24 protein-coding genes are annotated in these 20,761 nt (G+C 67.8%); 17 read left to right on the top strand and 7 right to left on the bottom strand.

Going from position 1 to position 20,761, the window contains the following annotated elements; all coding sequences use genetic code 11:
• Positions 1–47: 47 nt before the first annotated feature.
• From UUA_RS04455 to UUA_RS18740, 5 genes are all read right to left on the bottom strand, one after another.
• A complete protein-coding gene (locus UUA_RS04455; RefSeq protein WP_008434630.1) occupies positions 48–830 on the bottom strand; it encodes a succinate dehydrogenase iron-sulfur subunit in 783 nt (260 codons plus the stop codon).
• 20 nt (positions 831–850) lie between these two features.
• Entirely contained in the window at positions 851–2,638 is a 1,788-nt protein-coding gene (gene sdhA, locus UUA_RS04450; RefSeq protein WP_008434627.1) for a succinate dehydrogenase flavoprotein subunit, read from the bottom strand.
• 4 nt (positions 2,639–2,642) lie between these two features.
• Positions 2,643–3,056: a succinate dehydrogenase, hydrophobic membrane anchor protein gene (sdhD, locus tag UUA_RS04445; RefSeq protein ID WP_008434625.1), complete on the bottom strand. Its 414-nt coding sequence runs from the start codon at positions 3,054–3,056 to the stop codon at positions 2,643–2,645.
• Positions 3,053–3,445 (bottom strand): succinate dehydrogenase, cytochrome b556 subunit, encoded by a 393-nt coding sequence (sdhC, locus tag UUA_RS04440; protein WP_039953570.1) that lies wholly within the window; start codon positions 3,443–3,445, stop codon positions 3,053–3,055. Before sdhC ends, sdhD begins: the two co-directional genes overlap by 4 nt.
• A gap of 86 nt (positions 3,446–3,531) precedes the next feature.
• Entirely contained in the window at positions 3,532–3,699 is a 168-nt protein-coding gene (locus UUA_RS18740; RefSeq protein WP_008434622.1) for a DUF1674 domain-containing protein, read from the bottom strand.
• Here UUA_RS18740 and ygfZ point away from each other — a divergent pair.
• On the top strand, positions 3,698–4,633 hold the full coding sequence (gene ygfZ / locus UUA_RS04435) for a CAF17-like 4Fe-4S cluster assembly/insertion protein YgfZ (RefSeq protein ID WP_235605843.1): 936 nt from the start codon (positions 3,698–3,700) through the stop codon (positions 4,631–4,633). The two genes, UUA_RS18740 and ygfZ, sit on opposite strands and share 2 nt — an antisense overlap.
• A 476-nt stretch (positions 4,634–5,109) precedes the next feature.
• The gene (locus UUA_RS04430; protein WP_039953568.1) at positions 5,110–5,544 is read left to right on the top strand and encodes a cell wall hydrolase; all 435 of its coding nucleotides are present in this window, start codon (positions 5,110–5,112) and stop codon (positions 5,542–5,544) included.
• Positions 5,545–5,699: 155 nt separating this feature from the next.
• Here UUA_RS04430 and UUA_RS04425 read toward each other — a convergent pair whose 3' ends face one another.
• Both UUA_RS04425 and UUA_RS04420 read right to left on the bottom strand, forming a co-directional pair.
• A complete protein-coding gene (locus tag UUA_RS04425; RefSeq protein ID WP_008434619.1) occupies positions 5,700–6,203 on the bottom strand; it encodes an outer membrane lipoprotein in 504 nt (167 codons plus the stop codon).
• A 29-nt stretch (positions 6,204–6,232) separates the two neighbouring features.
• Complete coding sequence (locus tag UUA_RS04420) at positions 6,233–6,820, bottom strand: glycine zipper 2TM domain-containing protein (RefSeq protein ID WP_008434617.1); 588 nt, start codon at positions 6,818–6,820, stop codon at positions 6,233–6,235.
• A 157-nt stretch (positions 6,821–6,977) separates the two neighbouring features.
• On the opposite strand from UUA_RS04420, the gene UUA_RS04415 reads away from it, so the two are divergent.
• The 15 genes from UUA_RS04415 (at position 6,978) to ccmE (ending at position 20,714) form a co-directional block, all read left to right on the top strand.
• Entirely contained in the window at positions 6,978–7,763 is a 786-nt protein-coding gene (locus UUA_RS04415) for a TatD family hydrolase (protein WP_008434615.1), read from the top strand.
• A 77-nt stretch (positions 7,764–7,840) separates the two neighbouring features.
• Positions 7,841–8,365: a MarR family winged helix-turn-helix transcriptional regulator gene (locus UUA_RS04410; RefSeq protein ID WP_008434614.1), complete on the top strand. Its 525-nt coding sequence runs from the start codon at positions 7,841–7,843 to the stop codon at positions 8,363–8,365.
• A gap of 11 nt (positions 8,366–8,376) precedes the next feature.
• The gene (locus UUA_RS04405; RefSeq protein WP_039953582.1) at positions 8,377–9,849 is read left to right on the top strand and encodes an efflux transporter outer membrane subunit; all 1,473 of its coding nucleotides are present in this window, start codon (positions 8,377–8,379) and stop codon (positions 9,847–9,849) included.
• Positions 9,836–11,038 (top strand): HlyD/EmrA/EmrK family protein, encoded by a 1,203-nt coding sequence (locus UUA_RS04400; RefSeq protein WP_008434611.1) that lies wholly within the window; start codon positions 9,836–9,838, stop codon positions 11,036–11,038. The genes UUA_RS04405 and UUA_RS04400 overlap by 14 nt, the downstream gene beginning before the upstream one ends.
• Before the next feature lie 11 nt (positions 11,039–11,049).
• The gene (locus tag UUA_RS04395) at positions 11,050–12,612 is read left to right on the top strand and encodes a DHA2 family efflux MFS transporter permease subunit (RefSeq protein WP_008434609.1); all 1,563 of its coding nucleotides are present in this window, start codon (positions 11,050–11,052) and stop codon (positions 12,610–12,612) included.
• A gap of 94 nt (positions 12,613–12,706) precedes the next feature.
• Positions 12,707–13,204, top strand: coding sequence for a polyhydroxyalkanoate synthesis repressor PhaR (phaR, locus tag UUA_RS04390; protein WP_008434607.1), 498 nt, complete (start codon positions 12,707–12,709; stop codon positions 13,202–13,204).
• Between the two features lie 112 nt (positions 13,205–13,316).
• Entirely contained in the window at positions 13,317–14,078 is a 762-nt protein-coding gene (phbB, locus tag UUA_RS04385; RefSeq protein ID WP_039953581.1) for an acetoacetyl-CoA reductase, read from the top strand.
• Positions 14,079–14,269: 191 nt separating this feature from the next.
• Positions 14,270–15,817 carry a M4 family metallopeptidase gene (locus UUA_RS04380; protein WP_008434604.1) on the top strand — a complete coding sequence of 516 codons (1,548 nt, stop codon included), beginning with the start codon at positions 14,270–14,272 and terminating at the stop codon, positions 15,815–15,817.
• A 192-nt stretch (positions 15,818–16,009) separates the two neighbouring features.
• Positions 16,010–17,413 (top strand): FAD-dependent oxidoreductase, encoded by a 1,404-nt coding sequence (locus UUA_RS04375; RefSeq protein WP_008434603.1) that lies wholly within the window; start codon positions 16,010–16,012, stop codon positions 17,411–17,413.
• Entirely contained in the window at positions 17,406–17,813 is a 408-nt protein-coding gene (locus tag UUA_RS04370; RefSeq protein WP_008434601.1) for a DUF3293 domain-containing protein, read from the top strand. The genes UUA_RS04375 and UUA_RS04370 overlap by 8 nt, the downstream gene beginning before the upstream one ends.
• 61 nt (positions 17,814–17,874) lie before the next feature.
• Entirely contained in the window at positions 17,875–18,510 is a 636-nt protein-coding gene (gene ccmA / locus UUA_RS04365; RefSeq protein WP_008434599.1) for a cytochrome c biogenesis heme-transporting ATPase CcmA, read from the top strand.
• A 75-nt stretch (positions 18,511–18,585) separates the two neighbouring features.
• Positions 18,586–19,272, top strand: a complete 687-nt coding sequence (ccmB, locus tag UUA_RS04360; protein ID WP_008434598.1) for a heme exporter protein CcmB — start codon at positions 18,586–18,588, stop codon at positions 19,270–19,272.
• Between the two features lie 6 nt (positions 19,273–19,278).
• The gene (locus UUA_RS04355) at positions 19,279–20,037 is read left to right on the top strand and encodes a heme ABC transporter permease (protein WP_008434596.1); all 759 of its coding nucleotides are present in this window, start codon (positions 19,279–19,281) and stop codon (positions 20,035–20,037) included.
• Positions 20,034–20,240 (top strand): heme exporter protein CcmD, encoded by a 207-nt coding sequence (gene ccmD, locus UUA_RS04350; RefSeq protein ID WP_008434595.1) that lies wholly within the window; start codon positions 20,034–20,036, stop codon positions 20,238–20,240. Before UUA_RS04355 ends, ccmD begins: the two co-directional genes overlap by 4 nt.
• 24 nt (positions 20,241–20,264) lie before the next feature.
• Entirely contained in the window at positions 20,265–20,714 is a 450-nt protein-coding gene (gene ccmE / locus UUA_RS04345) for a cytochrome c maturation protein CcmE (protein ID WP_193385122.1), read from the top strand.
• Positions 20,715–20,761: the final 47 nt, after the last annotated feature.

Raw genomic sequence — 20,761 nt, 5'->3', positions numbered from 1 at the left:
CAGGCCGCGCTTGGCGGCCTGTCGCGTGCGGAACGTGGGCAGCGCGCTCAGACCGAGCGGCGCTCCACCATCAGCTTCTTGATCTCCGCGATCGCCTTGGCCGGGTTGAGGCCCTTCGGGCAGGTGCGCGTGCAGTTCATGATGGTGTGGCAGCGGTACAGCTTGAACGGGTCTTCCAGGTCGTCCAGGCGTTCGCCGGTGGCTTCGTCGCGCGAGTCGACGATCCAGCGCTGGGCCTGCAGCAGGATCGCCGGGCCCAGGTACTTGTCGCCGTTCCACCAGTAGCTCGGGCAGCTGGTGGAGCAGCACGCGCACAGGATGCACTCGTACAGGCCGTCGAGCTTCTTGCGGTCTTCCGGCGACTGCAGGCGCTCCTTGTCGGGCACCGCGCTCTGCGTGCGGATCCACGGCTTGATCGACGCGTACTGCGCGTAGAAGTGGGTGAGGTCGGGCACCAGGTCCTTCACCACCGGCATGTGCGGCAGCGGGTAGATCTTCACGTCGCCCGCGGCCATCTTGTCGATCGCGCAGATGCACGCCAGCGTGTTGGTGCCGTCGATGTTCATCGCGCACGAACCGCAGATGCCCTCGCGGCAGGAGCGGCGCAAGGTGAGCGTGGGGTCGATCTCGTTCTTGATCTTCAGCAACGCGTCCAGCACCATCGGGCCGCACGCGGCCAGGTCGACCTCGTAGGTGTCGATGCGCGGGTTCTGGTCGTCGTCCGGACTCCAGCGGTAGACGCGGAAGGTGCGCGGCTTCTTCGCGTCCTTCGCCGGCCAGTGCTTGCCCGGCTGGATCTTGGAATTCTTGGGTAGCGAAAACTCTGCCACAGTAGCTCTCCAGTCCGGTATCAGTAAACGCGCTTCTTCGGCGGCACCACCTCGACCTCGTCGGTCAGGGTGAACATATGTACCGGGCGATAGTCGAAGCTGGTCTTGCCGTGTTCGTCCACCTTCACCAGGGTGTGCTTCATCCACTCGGCGTCGTTGCGCTCGGGGAAGTCCTCGCGCGCATGGGCGCCGCGGCTCTCCGGGCGCTGCTCGGCCGAGTGCATGGTGGCCACCGCCTGGTCGAGCAGGTTGGCCAGCTCCAGCGTCTCGATCAGGTCGGAGTTCCACACCATCGAGCGGTCGCTGACCTTCACCTGCTTGAACGAGTCATGCACCTTGTCGATCTTCGTGCAGCCTTCCTTCAGTGTCTCGCCGGTGCGGAACACCGCGGCGTCCGCCTGCATGGTGCGCTGCATGTCGAGGCGGATCTGCGCGGTGGGCAGCTCGCCGTTGGCATGGCGCAGGCCGTCGAAGCGCGCCAGCGCCTGGTCCAGCGCGCTGGCCGGCAGGTCCTTGTGCGCGGCGCCGGGCTGGATCAGTTCGGCGCAGCGGTGCGCGACCGCACGGCCGAACACCACCAGGTCGAGCAGCGAGTTGGAGCCGAGGCGGTTGCCGCCGTGCACCGACACGCAGGCGGCCTCGCCGATGGCGAACAGGCCCGGCACCACGGCGTCGACGTCGTCACCCTTCTTCTGCACCACTTCGCCGTGGTAGTTGGTGGGGATGCCGCCCATGTTGTAGTGCACGGTGGGCAGGATCGGGATCGGCTCGCGGGTCACGTCCACGCCGGCGAAGATGCGCGCCGATTCGGCGATGCCGGGCAGCCGCTCGTGGATCACCTCGGGGCCCAGATGCATCAGGTTGAGGAAGGCGTGGTCCTTGTGCTCGCCTACGCCGCGGCCTTCGCGGATCTCGATGGTGATGGCCCGGCTGACCACGTCGCGCGAGGCCAGGTCCTTGGCGCTGGGCGCATAGCGCTCCATGAAGCGCTCGCCGTTGGAATTGGTGAGGTAGCCACCTTCGCCGCGCACGCCCTCGGTGATCAGGCACCCGGCACCGTAGATGCCGGTGGGATGGAACTGCACGAACTCCATGTCCTGCAGCGCCAGGCCCGCGCGCAGCACCATGCCGCCACCGTCGCCGGTGCAGGTGTGCGCCGAAGTGGCGCTGAAATAGGCGCGGCCATAGCCGCCGGTGGCCAGCACCACGGCCTGGCCGCGGAACACGTGCAGCGTGCCCTCGTTCATGTCCAGCGCCAGCACGCCGCGGCACACGCCTTCCTCGTCGAAGATCAGGTCGGTGGCGAAGTACTCCACGAAGAACGTGGCGTCATGCGCCAGTGCCTGCTGGTACAGCGTGTGCAGGATGGCGTGGCCGGTGCGGTCTGCGGCCGCGCAGGTGCGCTGCGCGGTGCCCTTGCCATAATGCGTGGTCATGCCGCCGAACGGGCGCTGGTAGATGTGACCGTCCTCGGTGCGCGAGAACGGCACGCCGTAATGCTCCAGCTCGATCACCGACTGCGGCGCGTTCTTGCACATGTATTCGATCGCGTCCTGGTCGCCCAGCCAGTCGCCGCCCTTCACGGTGTCGTAGAAGTGGAAGCGCCAGTCGTCCTCGCCCATGTTGCCGAGCGCGGCGGCGATGCCGCCCTGCGCCGCCACGGTGTGCGAACGGGTGGGAAACACCTTGGTGACGCAGGCGGCCTTGAGGCCCTTCTCGGCAAGGCCGAAAGTAGCGCGCAGACCGGCGCCGCCGGCGCCGACCACCACCACGTCATACTTGTGCTGCTGGATCTTGTAGCTTTCCACGGTCTCAGACTCCCAATGCGATGCGCAGCACGGCCAGCACGCCCGCAAGCGCGCCCAGCACCGCGAGGAACTTGATCGCCACCAGCAGCACCACTTCCTTCCAGCGGGTGTGCACGTAATCCTCGATCACCACCTGCAGGCCGAGCACGGCGTGCCAGAACGCGGTGACCACGAACAGAATCAGCAGCAATGCATTCCACGGCTTCGCCACCGCAGCCCTCGCCACGGCGTAGTCGGCATGCAGCAGCGACAGCACTGTGATGAGGAACCACAGGCCGAGCACGATCAGCGCCGCGGCAGTGACGCGCTGCACCCACCAGTGATCCACGCCGTGCTTCGCGGAGCCGAGGCCTCGCGCGAACTTCATCGGATGGCGCAGCTGGCTGCGCACGTCGTCGGTACCCACGCGCAGGTTCATGCCGCACCTCCAATCAGTACGAAGGCCCAGATGACGACCGTCAGCACGACGCTGCCAATCACCGACAACCAGCTCGAACGCACGAACTGCGGGATCGCGTAGCCCGCGCCGGTGTCCTGCACCAGGTGGCGGATGCCGTTGCACAGGTGATAGCTGAGCGCCCAGCTCCAACCCAGCAGGAGGATCAGGCCAAGCGGGCTGCCGATGCAGGTTCTGAACTGCACGAAAGCCGCCTCTCCGGAGGCCAGCGCCAGAATCCCCCACACCACCAGCACAGTGCCGATGGCCAGCGCGATGCCGGTGGCGCGATGCAGGATGGAACTCACCATCTGCACTTGCCAGCGATAGACCTGAATATGGGGGGAGAGCGGTCGTTGCGTATCTGCCATGGCGGCTATCCTGTGTGGAATCGCTGGTGCCCATGCCGCACCTTCCCCTGTCCTGATAGCGACGGCGACATGCGCCGCGCGACCGTTCAGAAGTCGATACAGCGTCCGTTCTTTTCCCAATCACCGTAACGCGTGGGATCCGGAGCCGGTCGCTCCTCCGACGCCTTGCCCGCTGCCGGGCCCGCAGGCACGGCTGTCGTTTCCGCCGGAACGGAAACTGGTGTGGATTCGGCTGGAGAGGAGGTATCGGACATGGTTTTTGAAAGCCGGCAAAGGTTAATACTTGCGGCAATGCAGTACAACCATGCACGCCGCATCGACGACACCGAACCATCGCGTCACCACTTGTGGCGCGATCCGCCTGCCCCCAACTCCGTCAACCTCATGCCGACACTTCTTCCCGCCGAAACCCTGCTGCTCGAAGGCCCCGACGCGACGGCTTTTGCGCAGGCGCAATTCAGCAGCGCCGTCAACTCACTCGCCACCGGCCACTGGCAATTCAGTGCATGGCTCGATCCGCAAGGACGCGTGCGCGCACTGTTCCATCTGGCCCGGCTCGCCGACGAGCGCTACCTGCTGCTGCTGCGTGGAGGCGATGCCGCGGAGATGACCGATGCACTGCGTCGCTTCGTGTTCCGCGCGAAACTTGCCGTGACGGCGCTGCCGCCGCGCGCACTCGCCACCGGCCCGGCATTGTCGCTGCATGCGGTTATCGACGACGGCGAAAGCGTGTCGCTCGGTGGCGACACGCACAGCCTGCGCATCGGCGCCGTCGGTGCGGGCGACGACGCGTGGCGCCTGATGCAACTGCATGCTGGCTGGCCGTGGCTGCCGACGCCTTTGCTGGGCGAGCTGTTGCCGCCGGCCCTGTCGTTGCACCGCCTGCAGGCCGTCGCCATCGACAAGGGTTGTTACCCGGGCCAGGAAATCGTCGCGCGGCTGCATTTTCGCGGGGGACACAAACGCCATCTGCATCGCGTCACTTTGTCGCAAGCAACGACTGCCGGCAACGCGTTGCATCGTGACGGGCGCATGGTCGGTTGCGTGCTCGACGTGGTCGCGATGAACGACGGCAGCGAGGCACTCGTCGTACTTGCCGACGACATCGCGGCGCAGCTTTCCGACGCGCATTCGCAGCCATTCGACGATGATCTCGCACTCGGCATCGTCACGTCGTGGCCAGCGTGAGCGATGAAACTGTGGACGCAGGTGAATCGCGCGTGCAGCACTCGTCAACGGATCGTGAGCGTCGACTGAACTTCGCTTCCTCGGCACTTGCCAGCAGCGAATTCCGCCACTAGGCTCCGCCGATCGAATATCGCGGCACCCGGAACACGGGGTGCCGATACACGCGACGAACCGGAAGAATCCGAATCGGCGCGACCCGGCAGAAACAACGCCGGATGGAACATCGCCTCGCAGCCAACGAGTGCGTCGTGTCGAAGGCAACACGGCCGAACGGCCGCGCAACGCCCGACAACATCAAGCTCCCCCGATCGGCATGACCTGCCGCTCGACCCGCCACAGTCCCGTGGCAAAGCGTCATGGCCACAAGTTTCGGCCATGGCGATTGATCCAGGTGGAACGGCCTGCCCGCCCGTCCACCGCAACGGCGTTCGAAGCCGCGGTCTGCTTCGCGCGTACAGCACGTTGGAGGCAGAACCATGAAACTTTCCATGCTGTTGTGGCTGACGACCCTGATGCCCCAGCCCGTCGCCGACCAGGCTTGCCTGGCCACCACTGTCTACCTCGAGGCGCGCAGCGAGTCGACCAACGGTCAGCTCGCCGTGGCGGAAGTGGCGCTGCGTCGCCGCGACCGCGGTCGCTGGGGCAACACCGTGTGCAAGGTGGTGAGCTCGCCTCACCAGTTCGCCACCACGACCACACCAGGCTCGTTCGAGATCACCAACCTGGAAGCCTTCGGCAAGGCGTGGCAGGTGGCCGGCATGTCGATCCAGAACTGGCAACTGCCGGTGGCGCAGCGCCGCATACTGGTGCCCCGCGCCGACCACTTCGCCACGACCGCAGTCTCGCCGGCCTGGTCGCACAACCGCCCCAGCGTGACCATCGGCGAGCATGCATTCTACGCGGTGAACTGAGGACTCGCCTTTGCGATCACCCATGATCGCGAGAGTCAAACGGACAGCCGTCCCTGACTGCACCTCCCAACAATCCTGCGATCAACCGTGAATAAAAAAGGCCCTCTTCCGAGGGCCTTTTCATTTGGACGCCCAGACGTCCGTACGTGAACTACTCAGCGCGCATAGACATGATCGCCGCGCACCTCGACATAGTCGCCACTGCGGACGCCGGGGTTCTCGCGCTGGGTCACCGTGGCGTACTGACCGTCGTCCAGTCGTACCACAATGCGCCAGGCGACGTCGCTGCCGCTGTTGCGCTTGCCGACCTGGTTGCCGACGACGCCGCCGGCCACCGCGCCGGCCACGGTGGCGGCCTTGCGGCCATCGCCCTTGCCGACCGTGTTGCCGAGCACCCCGCCGGCCACCGCGCCGATGATCGCGCCCAGCGTGCCGCCGTTGCCGCTGCTGCCGTCGAGGTAGACCTGCTGCACTTCCTGCACCACGCCGCAAACCTGGCAGCGCGCGTTGCGGTCGCCGTAACCCTGGCTGCCCTGCTGCCCCTGGTAGCCGCGGTTGTAGTTGCCATTGGTGCCATACGGCGAGGTGGCGCAGCCGGCGAGGGCGAGGCCGGCAGTCAGCGCGGCAGCCAGGGCGAACTTGCTGGTCAGAGCATTCATGAGGTCGCTTCCTTATGTCATGGGTTGCTTCAGTGGGCGTCGGACACAGCCGTCACGCCTTCCTGCACCTGCACCCGGTCGCCCGGGTCATGATCCATCCGCACGGTGCGGGTGACGCCGTTGTATTCATAACGGACGTCGTAACCGACGATCTTGCTGCTGGTGTTGTTGACGGTTTCGCACTTGCGCTCCACCGTCGAACTGACCTGGGCATGCTGGCGGCTGGCCTGGATGCGGTTGCCGGCATAGCCGCCGCCGACCGCACCAGCCACCGTGGCCAGCGTCTTGCCCTTGCCGCCACCGACCTGGTTGCCGACGAGGCCGCCAACGACGGCGCCGATCGCGGTACCCGCGATGCGGTTCTCGTCCTTCGGCGGCGCGGTGTGCGTGACCGTCTCGTCATGGCAGACCTGCTTCGGATTGTTCACCGTCGAACGCACCGGGTCGACGCTGACCACCTTGGCATACTTCACCCCGGCATCCGCACCCGCACTGCTGCCCGCGTCGGCAGAGGCATTGGAAGCGCCCGCATCCGCATTGCGGTTGCAGGCCGATAGGCCAGTCGCGAGTACCGCCGCGATGGCGACATTGAGTACATTGGCTGTCAACCTGTTCATCACGATCCTCTCCTCTGTTTTGTTTGGCGGCATGGCGGGATGCCCCTCGGCACCGGCGCAAATACCTGCGTGGCCATTGAACGGTTATACAACTGAATCGCAGCTAGCTCACGCTCGTTACATTATCTTCACGCCAGCCACGCGGGACTCTCTGCCAGTGCACGAAAAACGCAACCCGTGCCCGCTCGTCGACAGCCACGTGCACCTCGACGACGAGGCGTTTGCCAACGACCAGGAGGCGGTCGTCGAACGCGCCCGGCGCAGCGGCGTCACCACGCTGGTGGTGCCCGCCGTCGATGCCCCAAGCTGGCCGCGGATCCGCCAGCTCTGCGCCCGCCACCCCGGTGCCTACCCCGCCTACGGGCTGCACCCGCTGTTCCTGACCGCGCACGCGCCAAAACAGGTCGACGCGCTGGCCGCCTGGCTGAACGAAAACCATCCGGTGGCGGTCGGCGAGATCGGCCTGGATTTCCACCTGGACACTCCCGACCATGAGCTGCAGCGCCGCTACTTCTCGCGCCAGCTGCAATTGGCCCGCGAGCACGACCTGCCGGTGATCGTGCATGCCCGCGGCGCACTGGAGGAAGTCACCCTGACCCTGCGCCGCAGCGGCAACCGGCGCGGCGTGGTGCACAGTTTTTCCGGCAGCGAGCAGCAGGCACGACAGTTGTGGGAGCTGGGCTTCCACCTCGGCATCGGCGGTCCGGTGACCTACGAACGCGCGCAGCGTCTGCGCCGGATCGTGGCGGGCATGCCGATCGAGCACCTGCTGCTGGAAAGCGACGCCCCGGACCAGCCCGGCGCCGCTCATCGGGGCGAGCGCAACGAACCGGCCCACGTCGCCGAGGTGCTGCACTGCGTGGCCATGCTGCGCGGCGAAACGGAGGCCGACGTCGCCGCCGCCACCAGCGCCAACGCCCGCCGCCTGTTCGGGCTCGGCTGACCGTGCCATTCGTCACTTGCAAGCCTCGCCGCGGGCTTGTTACTTTTTATTTCATTGGTGGAATATGAGTCAGTGAAATGGCGCGTCTGACCAACTGCATCTCGATGATGGACGAAGGCGTCGACCGGGTGAGCCGGATCATCCCGCAGATACCCGCGCTCGAAGCGCGGCTATGCCGTCTGATGATGATGCTCGGTGAGGACATCGAGGAAGAGCTCGAATTCAAGCTGAAGCCGCACAAGCTCAACCACAGCGAATTCCTGACCCTGATGATCCTGTACAGCCGCCCGGACGGCAGCTCGACCCCGGGCGAGCTGTGCGAGTACACCTCGCAGGGCGCCACCAACATGACCCGCATCGCGAACGCGCTGGTCAAGCGCGGGCTGATCATCCGCGGCGGCAGCGAGGAGGACCGCCGCCGCGTGCTGATCCGCATCACGCCGGCCGGACGGCGTTTCGTGCAGAAGATGCTGCCGCCGATATTTCCTCGCGTCGCCACCATGTTCACCGGTTTCAGCGACACCGACAAACGCCATCTCGATCGTCTGCTGCGCAAGCTGGCCGGCAACCTCGACCAGTTGGACGAAAGTCGCCTCCCATGAAGGACATCCCGATGAAGCATGCCCCGCTCCGCGCCCGCACGGTGCTGGTCGCCGCGTTGGCGCTGGTGCTGGCCGGTTGTGCCGCCGCACCGGCCCGGCTGGGCGAACCCGCGCTGCGCGACGAGGTGCCGCTGGCAGGCCTGCAGGCTCCCGCACGCGCCGGCTGGCCGGCCGCCGAATGGTGGCGCCAGTATGACGACCCGCAGCTGGACGGCTTGATCGAGCGCGCCATGCGGCAGTCGCCGGACCTGGCGCTGGCGCAGAGCCGCGTGCGCAGTGCCGAGCAGTCGGCAAAGCTGGCCGCCGCGCAACTCGGGCTCACGGTCGACGGCAGCGCGCAGGTGATGCGCGAGCGGCTGAGCGACCACGGCCTGATCCCGAACCAGTTCCTCGGTTTCAGCTGGTACAACCAGGCCGACCTCGGCGTGCAGCTGCAGTACGACTTCGACTGGTGGGGCAAGAAGCGCGCGACGATGGAAGCCGCGCTGGACCAGACGCGCGCCGCCGAAGCGCAGCGCAGCGCCGCCGCGCTGGCGATCCAGTACGCCGTCGCCGACACCTACTTCGGCTGGCAGGCCGACCAGGTGCGGCTGCAACTGGCCGACCAGTTGCTGGCCACCCAGCAGCAGTTCGCCCATATCGCCGAGCTGCGCGTGCGGCAGGGCGTGGACCTGCCCGACGAAGCGCAGAAGGCCCGCGCCCAGCTGGCCGCGGTGCGCGAGATGCGCGTGGCGCTCGACGGTTCGGCGCAGATCCGCCGCGCCGCGCTGGCCTCGCTGCTCGGCGTGGCGCCGGTCGAACTGCCCGAACTGCAGGCGCGTCCCTTGCCGGCGATCGAACGCGGCGTGCCGGCGAACGGTGGCCTGGACCTGATCGCGCGCCGCCCCGACATCGCCGCCAGCCGCTGGCAGGTCGAGGCCGCGCTGAAGCAGACCGACGCCGCGCGCGCCGAGTTCTTCCCCGACATCAGCCTTACCGTCCTGGCCGGCCTGTCCAGCATCGACATGGGCAAGCTGTTCACCGCCGGCAGCCGCGCCTTCGAACTGACCCCGGCGGTGCATCTGCCGATCTTCACTGGCGGCGCGCTCGAGGCGAACCACGGCGTGAGCAAGGCCCAGCTCGACGCCGCCGTGGCTCAGTACGACGGCGCCGTGCTGGCCGCCGCACGCGAAGTGGCCGCGCAGGCGCTGGGCGCCGAACAGCTCGCCGCGCGCCGGCGCGAACAGCAGGCCCAGCTCGACGCCGATCAGCAACTGCTGACGAATGCTCAGGCGCGGGCCCGCCAGGGTGTGCGCGACCTGCGCGAAAGCCTGGCCGCACAAGCCGCGCTGCTGCAGCAACGCGACGCCGCTGCCCAGTTGCAGGCGCAGGCGGTGAGCACCGACCTGGCCCTGATCAAGGCGCTTGGCGGCGGCTACCGCGTCGCCGATGCCGCCGCCTCCTCTTCTGTTACCGCCGGAGCCACTCTCCATGAGCGCCACTGATTCCGCCACCAGCTCCGCCAACGACAGCGGCATGGCCGCGAAGGATCCGGCCAAGCGCCGGCGCACGCTGCTGATCGTGGCCGGCGTGTTCATCCTTGCCGCGCTGGCCTGGTTTCTGCTGTGGTTCTTCGTGCTCTCCACCCGCGAGACCACCGACAACGCCTACGTCGGCGGCAACCAGGTGGCGATCTCGGCGCAGGTGCCGGGCACCGTGGTGGCGATCCTCGCCGACGACACCCAGCACGTCGAGGCCGGCCAGGTGCTGGTGAAGCTGGACAGCACCGACGCCGACACCCGCCTGGCGCAGGCACGCAGCGCGCTGGCCCAGGCCGTGCGCGGGGTGCGCCAGCAGACCAGCTCGGCCAGCAGCGCCGACGCCCAGGTGGTCGCCGCCAAGCTCGACCTGAAGAAGGCCGAGGCGGACCTGCAGCGGCGCCTGCCGCTGATCGCCGCCCAGGCCGAATCGCCGGAGATCGTGCAGCACCTGCGCGACGGGGTGGAGCAGGCACGCGCCGCGGTGAACGCCGCCGAGGCGCAGGCCGCCGCCGCGCACGCCGCGATCGAAGGCACCGACGTGGCACAGAACCCGGTGGTGCTGCAGGCCCGCGCGAACTTCCGCGCCGCCTGGGTCGCCGCGCAGCGCAACGCGATCTATGCGCCGGTCTCCGGCTACGTGGCCGAGCGCAGCGTGCAACTGGGCAACAGCGTGCAGCCGGGCCAGCAGCTGATGACCGTGGTGCCGCTGCACGATCTGTGGATCGACGCCAACTTCAAGGAAGGCCAGCTGCGCCACATCCGCATCGGCCAGCCGGTGAAGATCGTCTCCGACCTGTACGGCGGCAACGCCGTCTACCACGGCAAGGTGGTCGGCCTGGGCGCCGGCACCGGCAGCGTGTTCTCGCTGCTGCCGGCGCAGAACGCCACCGGCAACTGGATCAAGGTGGTGCAGCGCGTGCCCGTGCGCATCGCGCTGGACAACCAGGAGCTGGAGCGGCACCCGCTGCGCATCGGCCTGTCCACCGACGTCACCGTCGACATCCGCAACGACCGCGGCGGCGTGCTGGCGAACGCGCCGGCGCAGCAACCGGTGGCGCAGACCGACGTGTATGACCAGATGGCCAGCAAGGCCGACGTGGAAACGGAGCAGATCATCCGCGCCAACCTGCCCCAACCCGCCGCCGCGAACTGAGCCGCACCCTCATGGCCGCCACGCCGAACGATGCCGCACCCGACGCCCCGCTGAAGCCGCTGCGCGGCGCACCGTTGGCGCTGCTCACCGTCGCCGTCGCGTTCAGCACCTTCATGGAGGTGCTGGACATGACGATCGTCAACGTCTCCGTGCCGCACATCGCCGGCAGCCTTGGCGTGAGCCCCAGCGAAGGCACCTGGACGATCAGCTCCTACGCACTGGCCAGCGCGATCATGCAGCCGCTGACCGGCTGGCTGGCGCGCCGCTTCGGCGAAGTGAAGACTTTCGTCGGCTCGGTGCTGCTGTTCGTGATCTTCTCGATGCTGTGCGGCATGGCCACCAGCATGCCGGTGCTGGTGATCGGCCGCCTGCTGCAGGGTGCCGGCTCCGGCCCGATGGTGGCGCTGTCGCTGACCCTGCTGCTGGCGAACTATCCGAAGGAAAAGCAAGGCATCGCGCTGGCGCTGTGGGCGATGACGGTGGTGGTGGCGCCGATCTTCGGCCCGATCCTGGGCGGCTGGCTCACCGACAACTTCTCCTGGCCGTGGATCTTCTACATCAACCTGCCGGTTGGACTGGCGGCGGCGGTGGTCACCTGGGGCCTGCTGCGCAAGCGCGAGACGAAGACGGTCAAGGCACCGATCGACATGATCGGCCTGGCCCTGCTGGTGGTCGGCGTGGGCTGCCTGCAGTTCATGCTGGACAACGGCAACGACCACGACTGGTTCGCCTCGCCGATGATCCTCACGCTGGGCCTGGTCGCGCTGGTCTGCATCACCTTCCTGATCGTGTGGGAACTGCACGCCAAGCACCCGGTGGTGGATTTGTCGCTGTTCAAGCAGCGCAACTTCACCGTCGGCGTGGTCAGCCTGTCGCTGGGCATGTTCGCGTTCTTCGGCATCAACGTGGTGTTCCCGCTGTGGCTGCAGATCACCCTGGGCTACACCGCCACCTGGGCCGGCCTGGCCACCGCGCCGGTTGGCGTGCTGGCGTTCCTGATCGCGCCGGTGCTGGGCAAGAATATGCACCGGCTGGACCTGCGCGCGGTGGTGACGTTTTCGTTCCTGGTGTTCGCCGGCACCGCGTACTGGTTCTCCACCTTCGACAGCTCGGCCTCGTTCGCCGCCCTGGTGGCGCCGCGCTTCGTGATGGGTCTGGCGATCCCGTGCTTCTTCATCCCGCTGAACCAGGTCTACTTGTCCGGCCTGCCGATGGAGCAGATCGCCAGCGCCACCGGCCTGGCCAACTTCTGCCGCACGATCGGTTCCAGCGTGTCCACCGCAGCCATGGTGACGCTGTGGCAGCACCGCGGCGACTCGCACCACGCCAGCCTCACCGAGTACGTCAGCCCGGGCCACCCGGCCACCACCGGGTTCCTCGGCCAGCTGACGCATGGCGGACTGTCGCACACGCAGAGCCTGGGCCTGATCGATCAGCTGCTGACGCGCGAGGCGCTGACCCTGGCGGTGAACGACGTGTTCTGGGCCTGCGCGATCCTGTTCATGCTGCTGATCCCGGTGCTGTGGTTCGCCCGGCCGCCGTTCGGCAGCGCTGGCGGCGCGGTCGGTCATTGAGGTGCCTGCCCTGAAAATGCTGCGGCCAACGGCCGCAGCATGAAAAATCGCCGCCGGCTGGTGCGGCGCAATATCTTCTGCTAGCGTTCGCCGCATGGCACAAACAAAGCGCACTATCAAGAAGTATCCAAACCGGCGTCTGTACGACACCGAGATCTCCAGCTACATCACGCTGGAGGAGGTCCGCCAGCTGGTCCTGGACAACGAGGACTTTGAAGTCCGCGACGCCAAGACCGGCGAGGACCTGACCCGTTCGGTGCTGCTGCAGATCATCTCCGAGCACGAGGACAAGGGACAGCCGATGCTGTCGCCACAGTTGCTCAGCCAGATCATCCGCTTCTACGGCGACTCGCTGCAGGGTTTCATGGGTCCTTACCTGGAGCGCAGCCTGCAGGTCTTCCTCGACCAGCAGAACCAGTTCCGCAGCCAGCTCAACAGCCTGATGGGGCAAACCCCCTGGAACACGCTGAACGATCTCACCGAACGCAACCTCGCCGCGTTCCAGGCGCTGCAGCGGGGGCTGATGGATACCGCCGCCAAGGTCATGCCCACCCCGGCGGCGCCCAGCCGCAGCGGCAAGAAATCCGGCTGAGGCACCTGACTCCCACGGCGCGCTTCGGCGCGCCGTTCGTTTGCACCCCATTCTGGTCGCTGCAGCACAGCACGTGCTGCCATGCGGCATGAGCGCACCGATGACCCCGAACATGACTCGCACCGACCCTTCTTCACGCCTCGCCCTGGTCACCGGTGGCATCGGCGGCCTCGGCACGGAAATCTGCCGTCAGCTGGCCCGCGCCGGGCGCAAGGTGATCGCGCTGGACCTGGCTTCGCGCGCGGAGCGCGTGGCCGCCTTCCACGATGAGGTCGCCGACTTCGGCGGCGCCATCGCGTTCGAGCCGGTCGACGTCAGCGACTTCGACGGCTGCCGACAACTGGTCGAACGGGTCGAACAGCAGCACGGCGGCATCGACATCCTGGTCAACGCCGCCGGCATCACCCGCGACGCCAGCCTGCGCAAGATGACTCCGCAGCAGTGGCACGAGCTGCTGCAGGTGAACCTGGACGGCGTGTTCAACATGTGCCGCCAGGTGGTCGAGGACATGACCGCGCGCGGCTTCGGGCGCATCGTCAACATCAGCTCGGTGAACGGCCAGACCGGCCAGTTCGGCCAGACCAACTATTCCGCCGCCAAGGCCGGCGTGCACGGCTTCAGCATGGCGCTGGCGCGCGAGACTGCGCGCAAGGGCGTCACCGTCAACACCGTCTCGCCCGGCTACTGCGACACCCCGATGGTGGCCGCGGTAGCGGACGAGATCCGCGCGCAGATCATTGCCGCCATTCCGGTCGGCCGCCTCGGCTCGCCCGCCGACATCGCCCGCGCCGTGGCCTTCCTCGCCGCCGACGACGCCGGCTACCTCACCGGCGTCAACCTGCCGGTGAACGGCGGCTATTTCATGAGCTTCTGAGCCAGCCGGTCGGAACCCGCGCCGCCACGCCGCCGGCCACCGCCAACGCCGACCGGCTGCATTGACTCGGACCGGCCATGGCCGTAACTTCCTGCGATCCGGTTGCCGTCCTGGGGGGGACTTCTCGCACGCCGGACCGCAAGACGCACCCAGCGGGTGCGTCTTTCCAATCATGAGGAGGGGAAACACAGATGATGCACAAACCACTCGCCGCGGCGCTGTTGGGCGCCGTCGGCCTGGCCGCCATGTCCGACGCCGGCGCTGCCACGCATGCCCGCGTCCAGGCCCAATCCATGGGCCAGATCGCGCCTGCCGCCCTGGCCAGCCGCATCGGCCTGGAAGCCGATGCCTCGCTGTCGCCGCGCCTGCAGGCGCGGACCGCCCACGGGACCTTCAAGACCCGCGAGCAACAGACTTTCCGCGGCGTGCCCGTGTACGGCCGCCAGGTCGTGGTGGAGCGCGACGGCAGCGGCAACGTGCTCGGCGTCAGCGGCGAAATTTCTCGCGGTATCGGCCGCGACGTCGCATCGGTCGCCCCCGCCATCAATGGTGCCCGTGCCACGGCCCTGCTGCGCGAACACGCCGGCCTGCTGCCGCTTGGCATCGGCGTCAACGGCATCCAGGACAGCGACATCCAGAACGCGAAGAACGATCTGTACGTCTATGCCGAGGGCAACCGCGCCCGCCTCGCCTACCTCAGCTCGTTCTTCGTCGACCGCGGCAACGGCCCGACGCGCCCGATGGCGATCATCGACGCCAACACCGGCGAAGTGATCCAGGCCTGGGAAGGGCTCACCACCAAGGGCAAGCCGGGCGGCGGCACCGTCACCGGCACTCCCGCGCTCGCCACCGGCGCCGGCGGCAACCTGAAGACCGGCCAGTATTTCTACGGCACCAACTACGCCTCGCTGGCGGTCACCCAGTCCGGCTCCACCTGCTACATGCAGAACGCGAACGTGAAGACCAACAACATGGCCGGCAGCACCCGCACGGGTACGTTGTGGAGCTTCATCTGCCCGAACAGCAGCGGCGACGGCGTGAACGGCGCCTATTCGCCGATCAACGACGCACACCATTTCGGCGGCGTCGTGCACGACATGTACAATACCTGGCTCGGCGCGCCGCCGCTGACCTTCTCGCTGGTGATGAACGTGCATTACGGCCGCAACTACGAGAACGCGTTCTGGAACGGCTCGTCGATGAACTTCGGTGACGGCGCCAGCTACTTCTACCCGCTGACCTCGCTGGACGTGACCAGCCATGAAGTCAGCCACGGCTTCACCGAGCAGCACTCCAACCTGCAGTACTCCGGCCAGTCCGGCGGCATCAACGAGGCGTTCTCGGACATGGCCGGCGAAGCGGCCGAATACTACGACCGCGGCGGCAACGACTGGCTGGTCGGCGCCGACATCATGAAAACCGGCACCGCGCTACGCTGGATGTGCACGCCGACCCAGGACGGCCGCTCGATCGACAACGCCGCCAACTTCACCTCCACCATGGACGTGCACTACTCCAGCGGCGTGTACAACAAGGCGTTCTGCACGCTGGCGAAGACGGCCAACTGGAACACGAAGAAGGCCTTCGAGGTGTTCGCGCGCGCCAACGCGATGTACTGGACGGCCACTTCCACGTTCAACTCCGGCGCCTGCGGCGTGCAAACCGCTGCAGTCGACTACGCGTACTCCCGCAGCGACGTGGCGGCGGCGTTCAACGCCGTCGGCGTGACCTGCCTGTAAGCAACCGGCAAGTGTGACCAGGAAGGGCCGGCCCACCAGGGCCGGCCCTTTTCGTTGCCGTGGCAGCCATGCCGGCTCATCCGGACACCCTCCCCCGGACTGAACTCCTCCGGCACAACTCGTGGTTTACCCGGGATTGCAGTCCCGCGGCGCTTGCGGAACAGTGTGCGGACTCCTTCTACGGACCGCAGCATGGCGCAGCAAACCATCACCCTCATCGGCGGCGGCCTGGTCGGCGCGTTGCTGGCGCAGCAACTGGCCCGGCGCGGTTTTGCGGTCAAGGTGTTCGAGAAGCGACCCGACCCGCGGCTGAGTGGTTTCCTTGGCGGCCGCTCGATCAACCTGGCGCTGGCCGAGCGTGGCCTGCAGGCGTTGCGCAGTGCCGGCCTGGCCGACGACGTGCTGCAGCAGGCGGTGATGATGCGCGGGCGCATGGTGCACGCACCGGGTGGCCACAGCGGCCTGCAGCGCTACGGCGTGGACGACAGCGAGGTGATCTGGTCGGTCTCGCGCGGCGCGCTGAACATGCTGCTGCTGGATGCCGCCGAGGCAGCCGGCGCAAGCTTCCACTTCGGCCAGTCGCTGGTCGGCGCCAATTTCGGGCGCCAGCGCATCCGGCTTGCCGACGAGGCCGGCGTGCACCGCGAACGCGACGGCGGCCTGCTGATCGGCGCCGACGGCGCCGGCTCCGCGCTGCGCGCGGCGATGAACGCGCAGGTGCCGCTGGGCGAGCGCATCGAGTCGCTCGGCCACGGCTACAAGGAACTGGAGATCCCCCCGGCCGGCGAGCTGCCACCCGGGCTGGCGCAGCGCACCGGCGGCCGCGAGCAGTTCGCGCTGGAGCCGCACGCGCTGCACATCTGGCCGCGCGGCGGCTACATGTGCATCGCGCTGCCGAACAGCGAGGGCAGTTTCACCGTCACCTTGTTCCTGCCAGCACAGGGCGCCGCGCCGAGCTTCGCCAGCCTGCCCGACGCCGCCGCGGCGCGCGCCTTCTTCGCCGCCGACTTCCCCGACCTGCTGCCGCTGATCCCGCGCTTCGACGAGGATTTCGACAGCCATCCAGTGGGCACGCTGTCCACGCTGTACCTCGAACGCTGGCACCTGGATGGCCGCGCGCTGCTGGTCGGCGACGCCGCGCACGCTATCGTGCCGTTCCACGGCCAGGGCATGAACTGCGGCTTCGAGGACACCGTGGTGTTGGCCGACCTGCTGGCCGCGGCGCCGGACGACAGCGCCGGGGTGTTCGCCGAATTCCAGCGCGTGCGCCAGCCGAACGCCGACGCGATCGCCGCGATGGCGCTGGAGAACTACGTGGAGATGCGCGACTCGGTGGCCGATCCGCACTACCTGGCCAAGCGCGAGCTGGGCGCGAAGCTGGCCGAGCGCATCCCCGGCCACTACATGGCGCGCTATCGCCTGGTCACCTTCACCCACGTGCCCTACGCCTACGCGCTCGAACGCGGTCGTGCGCAAGACCAGTTGCTGGAACAGCTGCTGCGCGAAACGCCGAACGCGGCGGAGGTCGACCTCGACGCTGCGGCGCGGCTGTTCCAGGCGAAGCTGGAGCCACTGCCGAGGCTGCGCCATGGATGAGGCCCTGCTCGAGGCGTTTCACGCCACCGCCTACCACGTCTGCCTGGACACCGTGACGTGGGCGACGATTCGCGTGGACCTGCCGTTGCCGGCCCAGCTCGCCGACGCGGTCGGTTCGCGCCCCTGGGCCTTCATCACGGCATGGAATCCGCAGGCGCGCCGGCGCCCGCCGACGGAGAACCTCGCCGCCCAGCGCGAACTGCTGGCCGCGCTGCAGGCCCAGCCCGGCGTCGACGTCCGCCCGGCCATCGGGGTGGGCGCCTCCGGCTGGAGCGAACCCAGCCTGTTCGCCATCGGGGCGGACGCCCTAACCCTGGACCGGCTGGCCCGTATCCACGGGCAATTGGCCTACGTGCACGGCGAAGCCGGTGGCGTCGCCCGGCTGAGGCTGCTGGACTGACCTGCGCAGCGGCGGTGCGCCGCATGGACAAGCGCCCTCGGCATTGCGGACAATCAAGGCGATGACCGCCGCCGATACCGCCCTGCCCCTGCTCGAAGCACGGGCCTTGAGCTTCTTTCGCCAGGATGAGCCGGTGTTCGCACCGCTGGATTTTCGTCTGCATGCGGGCGAGCTGGCCCTGGTCGAAGGCGACAACGGCAGCGGCAAGACCACCCTGCTGCGCATGCTGGCGGGGTTGCTGCACATCAGCGCCGGCGAGTTGCACTGGCGCGGCGAGCCGATGCAGCGCGACCGCTGCGCCGGCGAGATCCTGTTCCTCGGCCACCAGCTCGGCCTGAAAGCCGATCTCAGCCCGCGGGAAAATCTGCGTATCGCCGCCGGCCTGCACGGGATGCGCGAAGGCGCCGGCGCGGCCTCGGTACTGGCGCGGATCGGCCTGCGCGGCTACGAAGACGAACCGGTGCGCCGGCTGTCCGCCGGCCAGAAGAAGCGCGCCGCGCTGGCCCGCCTGCTGCTGCTGCCGGCCAGCCTGTGGCTGCTCGACGAGCCGTACGCGAACCTCGACCGCATCGGCATCGCCCTGGTGAACGACTTGCTGGAAAGCCACACCGACACCGGCGGCGCGGCAATGGTCACCAGCCACGGCACGGTGAGCTTCCACGGCGGCGAGCCGCGACGGATCCGTATGCATGATTAACGCCGGGAATTCCATGCGTAGACTCCCTCCCCTGCGACCGAAGGAATTCGGACAAGCAGGTGGAGGAGCACAATGATGAACCGCCCCAGCCTCGCCAGCGCCTGCGCCGCGATGCTGCGCCGCGACCTCACCCTCGCCTGGCGCCGACGCGGTGACATCGCGATGCCGGTGCTGTACGCGCTGATCGTGACCATGCTGTTCCCGTTCGCGCTGGGGCCGGAAGACACCTTGCTGCAGCGGATCGCCGGCGGCGTGGTGCTGGTCACCGTGCTGCTGGCGATGCTGCTGGCGCTGGATGCGATGTTCGCCAGCGACATCGAGGACGGCTCGCTGGAGCAGTTGGTGCTGGCGCCGCAGCCGCTGGCGCTGATGCTGGGCATGAAGATCCTCGCCCACTGGCTTGCCACCGCGCTGCCGCTGATCGTGATCGCGCCGCTGATGGCCGCGATGCTGCACCTGCCCGGCGTGGTGATTCCGGTGCTGCTGCTGGCGCTGGTGCTGGCCACGCCGCTGCTCAGCCTGCTCGGTGCGGTACTGGTCGCGCTGACGGCCGGCACCCGGCGCTCTGGTATGCTGCTCGCCTTGATGTTGCTGCCGCTTTGCGTGCCGGCAGTGATCTTTGCCGCCGGCGCCGTGGCGGCCGCCCAACAGGGTTTGCCGTGGCTCGCGCCGGTCGCCTGGCTCGCGGCCGCGCTGGTGCTGGCCGTGGTGCTGGCGCCGTTGGCCTGCGCGGCGGCCCTTCGTATTGCCCTGGACGCTTGATCGGTTATGGCTAGCTGGATTCCGCTCTGGTTGCACAAGCTCGGCTCGCCGCCGACGTTCTACCGCTTCGCCGGCGCGCTGCAGCCGTGGGCGATGGCGCTGGCGCTGCTGCTCGGCGCGATCGGGCTGTACGGCGGGCTGGTGCTGGCGCCAGCCGACTACCAGCAGGCCGATGCCTACCGGATCATCTTCATCCACGTGCCCAGCGCGTGGATGAGCATGTTCATCTATGCGGTGATGGGCGTGGCCTCGTTCGTCGCGCTGGTGTGGCGGATCAAGCTGGCCGAGGTGGTTGCGATGGAGTCGGCGCCGATCGGCGCGGCGTTCACCTTCATCACCCTGGTCACCGGCTCGCTGTGGGGCAAGCCGATGTGGGGCACCTGGTGGACCTGGGACGCGCGGCTCACCTCCGAGCTGGTGCTGCTGTTCCTGTTCCTGGGTGTGATCGGCCTGTACCACGCGTTCGAGGATCGCCGCCAGGGCGCGCGCGCCGCCGCGTTCCTGGCCATCATCGGCATCATCAACGTGCCGATCGTGCATTTCTCGGTGAACTGGTGGAACACCCTGCACCAGGGCAGCACGGTCAACGTGTTCGGCCAGTCGAAGATCTCCGCGGACATGCTGTGGCCGCTGCTGACGATGACCCTGGCGACCAAGTTCTACTACCTCGCCAGCCTGTTCAGTCGTGCACGCACTGACCTGCTGGCGCTGGAAGGCGGCAAGGACTGGGTGCGCAAGATCGCCGAAGACGAGGCCAGCCGATGAATGCCCTGCAGCAATTTCTCGCGATGGGCGGCTACGCGGCCTACGTGTGGCCGGCCTACGCGCTGTTCTTCGCCGTGCTGCTCGCCGACACCCTGGCGCCGCGCCTGCGTCGCCGCCGCGTGCTGGCGGAACTTCGTGCCCGCCTGGCGCGTCAGAGCGCGCGACAGGAACGCAAACCCCTTTCCACTCCAGCGTCCCCCTGAGCGGGGCGGTCGACCACCATGCCCATGAACCCCACCCGCAAGCGCCGACTCACCATCGTGCTGGCCATCCTCGCCGCGGCGGCCGTCGCGGCCGTGCTGGTCGTGCTGGCGCTGCAGAACAACATGAACTACCTGCTCACCCCGAGCCAGGTGCAGTCGGGCGAGGCCGCCAGCTACAACACCTTCCGGCTCGGCGGCATGGTCAAGGCCGGCTCGATCCAGCGCTCCAGCGATTCGCTCAAGGTCACTTTCACCGTGGTCGACGCCGGCGGCGCGATGCCGGTGGAATACACCGGGATCCTGCCCGACCTGTTCCGCGACAACCAGTCGGTGATCGCCACCGGCCACATGGACGGCGCCCGCTTCGTCGCCACCGAGGTGCTGGCCAAGCATGACGAGACCTACATGCCGAAGGAACTGAAGGACGCCATGGCGAAGGCCCACGAACAGAAGGGCATCGAGAATCGCGAATAGGGAATCGGAACAGCCATGCGCGCTATCTGTACTGGTCTAATGCTTTC

This window comes from Rhodanobacter thiooxydans LCS2, assembly GCF_000264375.1.
Taxonomy (GTDB): Bacteria; Pseudomonadota; Gammaproteobacteria; order Xanthomonadales; family Rhodanobacteraceae; genus Rhodanobacter; species Rhodanobacter thiooxydans.
This window is presented reverse-complemented; position numbering and strand designations above follow the sequence as displayed.

Bases quoted from the DNA above. Each gene is read 5' to 3' on its own strand.
- sdhD (WP_008434625.1), bottom strand. From the start codon at position 3,056: ATGAACCTGCGCGTGGGTACCGACGACGTGCGCAGCCAGCTGCGCCAT.
- sdhC (WP_039953570.1), bottom strand. From the start codon at position 3,445: ATGGCAGATACGCAACGACCGCTCTCCCCCCATATTCAGGTCTATCGC.
- ygfZ (WP_235605843.1), top strand. From the start codon at position 3,698: ATGGTTTTTGAAAGCCGGCAAAGGTTAATACTTGCGGCAATGCAGTAC.
- UUA_RS18740 (WP_008434622.1), bottom strand. From the start codon at position 3,699: ATGTCCGATACCTCCTCTCCAGCCGAATCCACACCAGTTTCCGTTCCG.
- UUA_RS04430 (WP_039953568.1), top strand. From the start codon at position 5,110: ATGAAACTTTCCATGCTGTTGTGGCTGACGACCCTGATGCCCCAGCCC.
- UUA_RS04425 (WP_008434619.1), bottom strand. From the start codon at position 6,203: ATGAATGCTCTGACCAGCAAGTTCGCCCTGGCTGCCGCGCTGACTGCC.
- UUA_RS04420 (WP_008434617.1), bottom strand. From the start codon at position 6,820: ATGAACAGGTTGACAGCCAATGTACTCAATGTCGCCATCGCGGCGGTA.
- UUA_RS04410 (WP_008434614.1), top strand. From the start codon at position 7,841: ATGGCGCGTCTGACCAACTGCATCTCGATGATGGACGAAGGCGTCGAC.
- UUA_RS04405 (WP_039953582.1), top strand. From the start codon at position 8,377: ATGAAGCATGCCCCGCTCCGCGCCCGCACGGTGCTGGTCGCCGCGTTG.
- UUA_RS04400 (WP_008434611.1), top strand. From the start codon at position 9,836: ATGAGCGCCACTGATTCCGCCACCAGCTCCGCCAACGACAGCGGCATG.
- UUA_RS04395 (WP_008434609.1), top strand. From the start codon at position 11,050: ATGGCCGCCACGCCGAACGATGCCGCACCCGACGCCCCGCTGAAGCCG.
- phaR (WP_008434607.1), top strand. From the start codon at position 12,707: ATGGCACAAACAAAGCGCACTATCAAGAAGTATCCAAACCGGCGTCTG.
- phbB (WP_039953581.1), top strand. From the start codon at position 13,317: ATGACTCGCACCGACCCTTCTTCACGCCTCGCCCTGGTCACCGGTGGC.
- UUA_RS04380 (WP_008434604.1), top strand. From the start codon at position 14,270: ATGATGCACAAACCACTCGCCGCGGCGCTGTTGGGCGCCGTCGGCCTG.
- UUA_RS04375 (WP_008434603.1), top strand. From the start codon at position 16,010: ATGGCGCAGCAAACCATCACCCTCATCGGCGGCGGCCTGGTCGGCGCG.
- UUA_RS04370 (WP_008434601.1), top strand. From the start codon at position 17,406: ATGGATGAGGCCCTGCTCGAGGCGTTTCACGCCACCGCCTACCACGTC.
- ccmA (WP_008434599.1), top strand. From the start codon at position 17,875: ATGACCGCCGCCGATACCGCCCTGCCCCTGCTCGAAGCACGGGCCTTG.
- ccmB (WP_008434598.1), top strand. From the start codon at position 18,586: ATGAACCGCCCCAGCCTCGCCAGCGCCTGCGCCGCGATGCTGCGCCGC.
- UUA_RS04355 (WP_008434596.1), top strand. From the start codon at position 19,279: ATGGCTAGCTGGATTCCGCTCTGGTTGCACAAGCTCGGCTCGCCGCCG.
- ccmD (WP_008434595.1), top strand. From the start codon at position 20,034: ATGAATGCCCTGCAGCAATTTCTCGCGATGGGCGGCTACGCGGCCTAC.
- ccmE (WP_193385122.1), top strand. From the start codon at position 20,265: ATGAACCCCACCCGCAAGCGCCGACTCACCATCGTGCTGGCCATCCTC.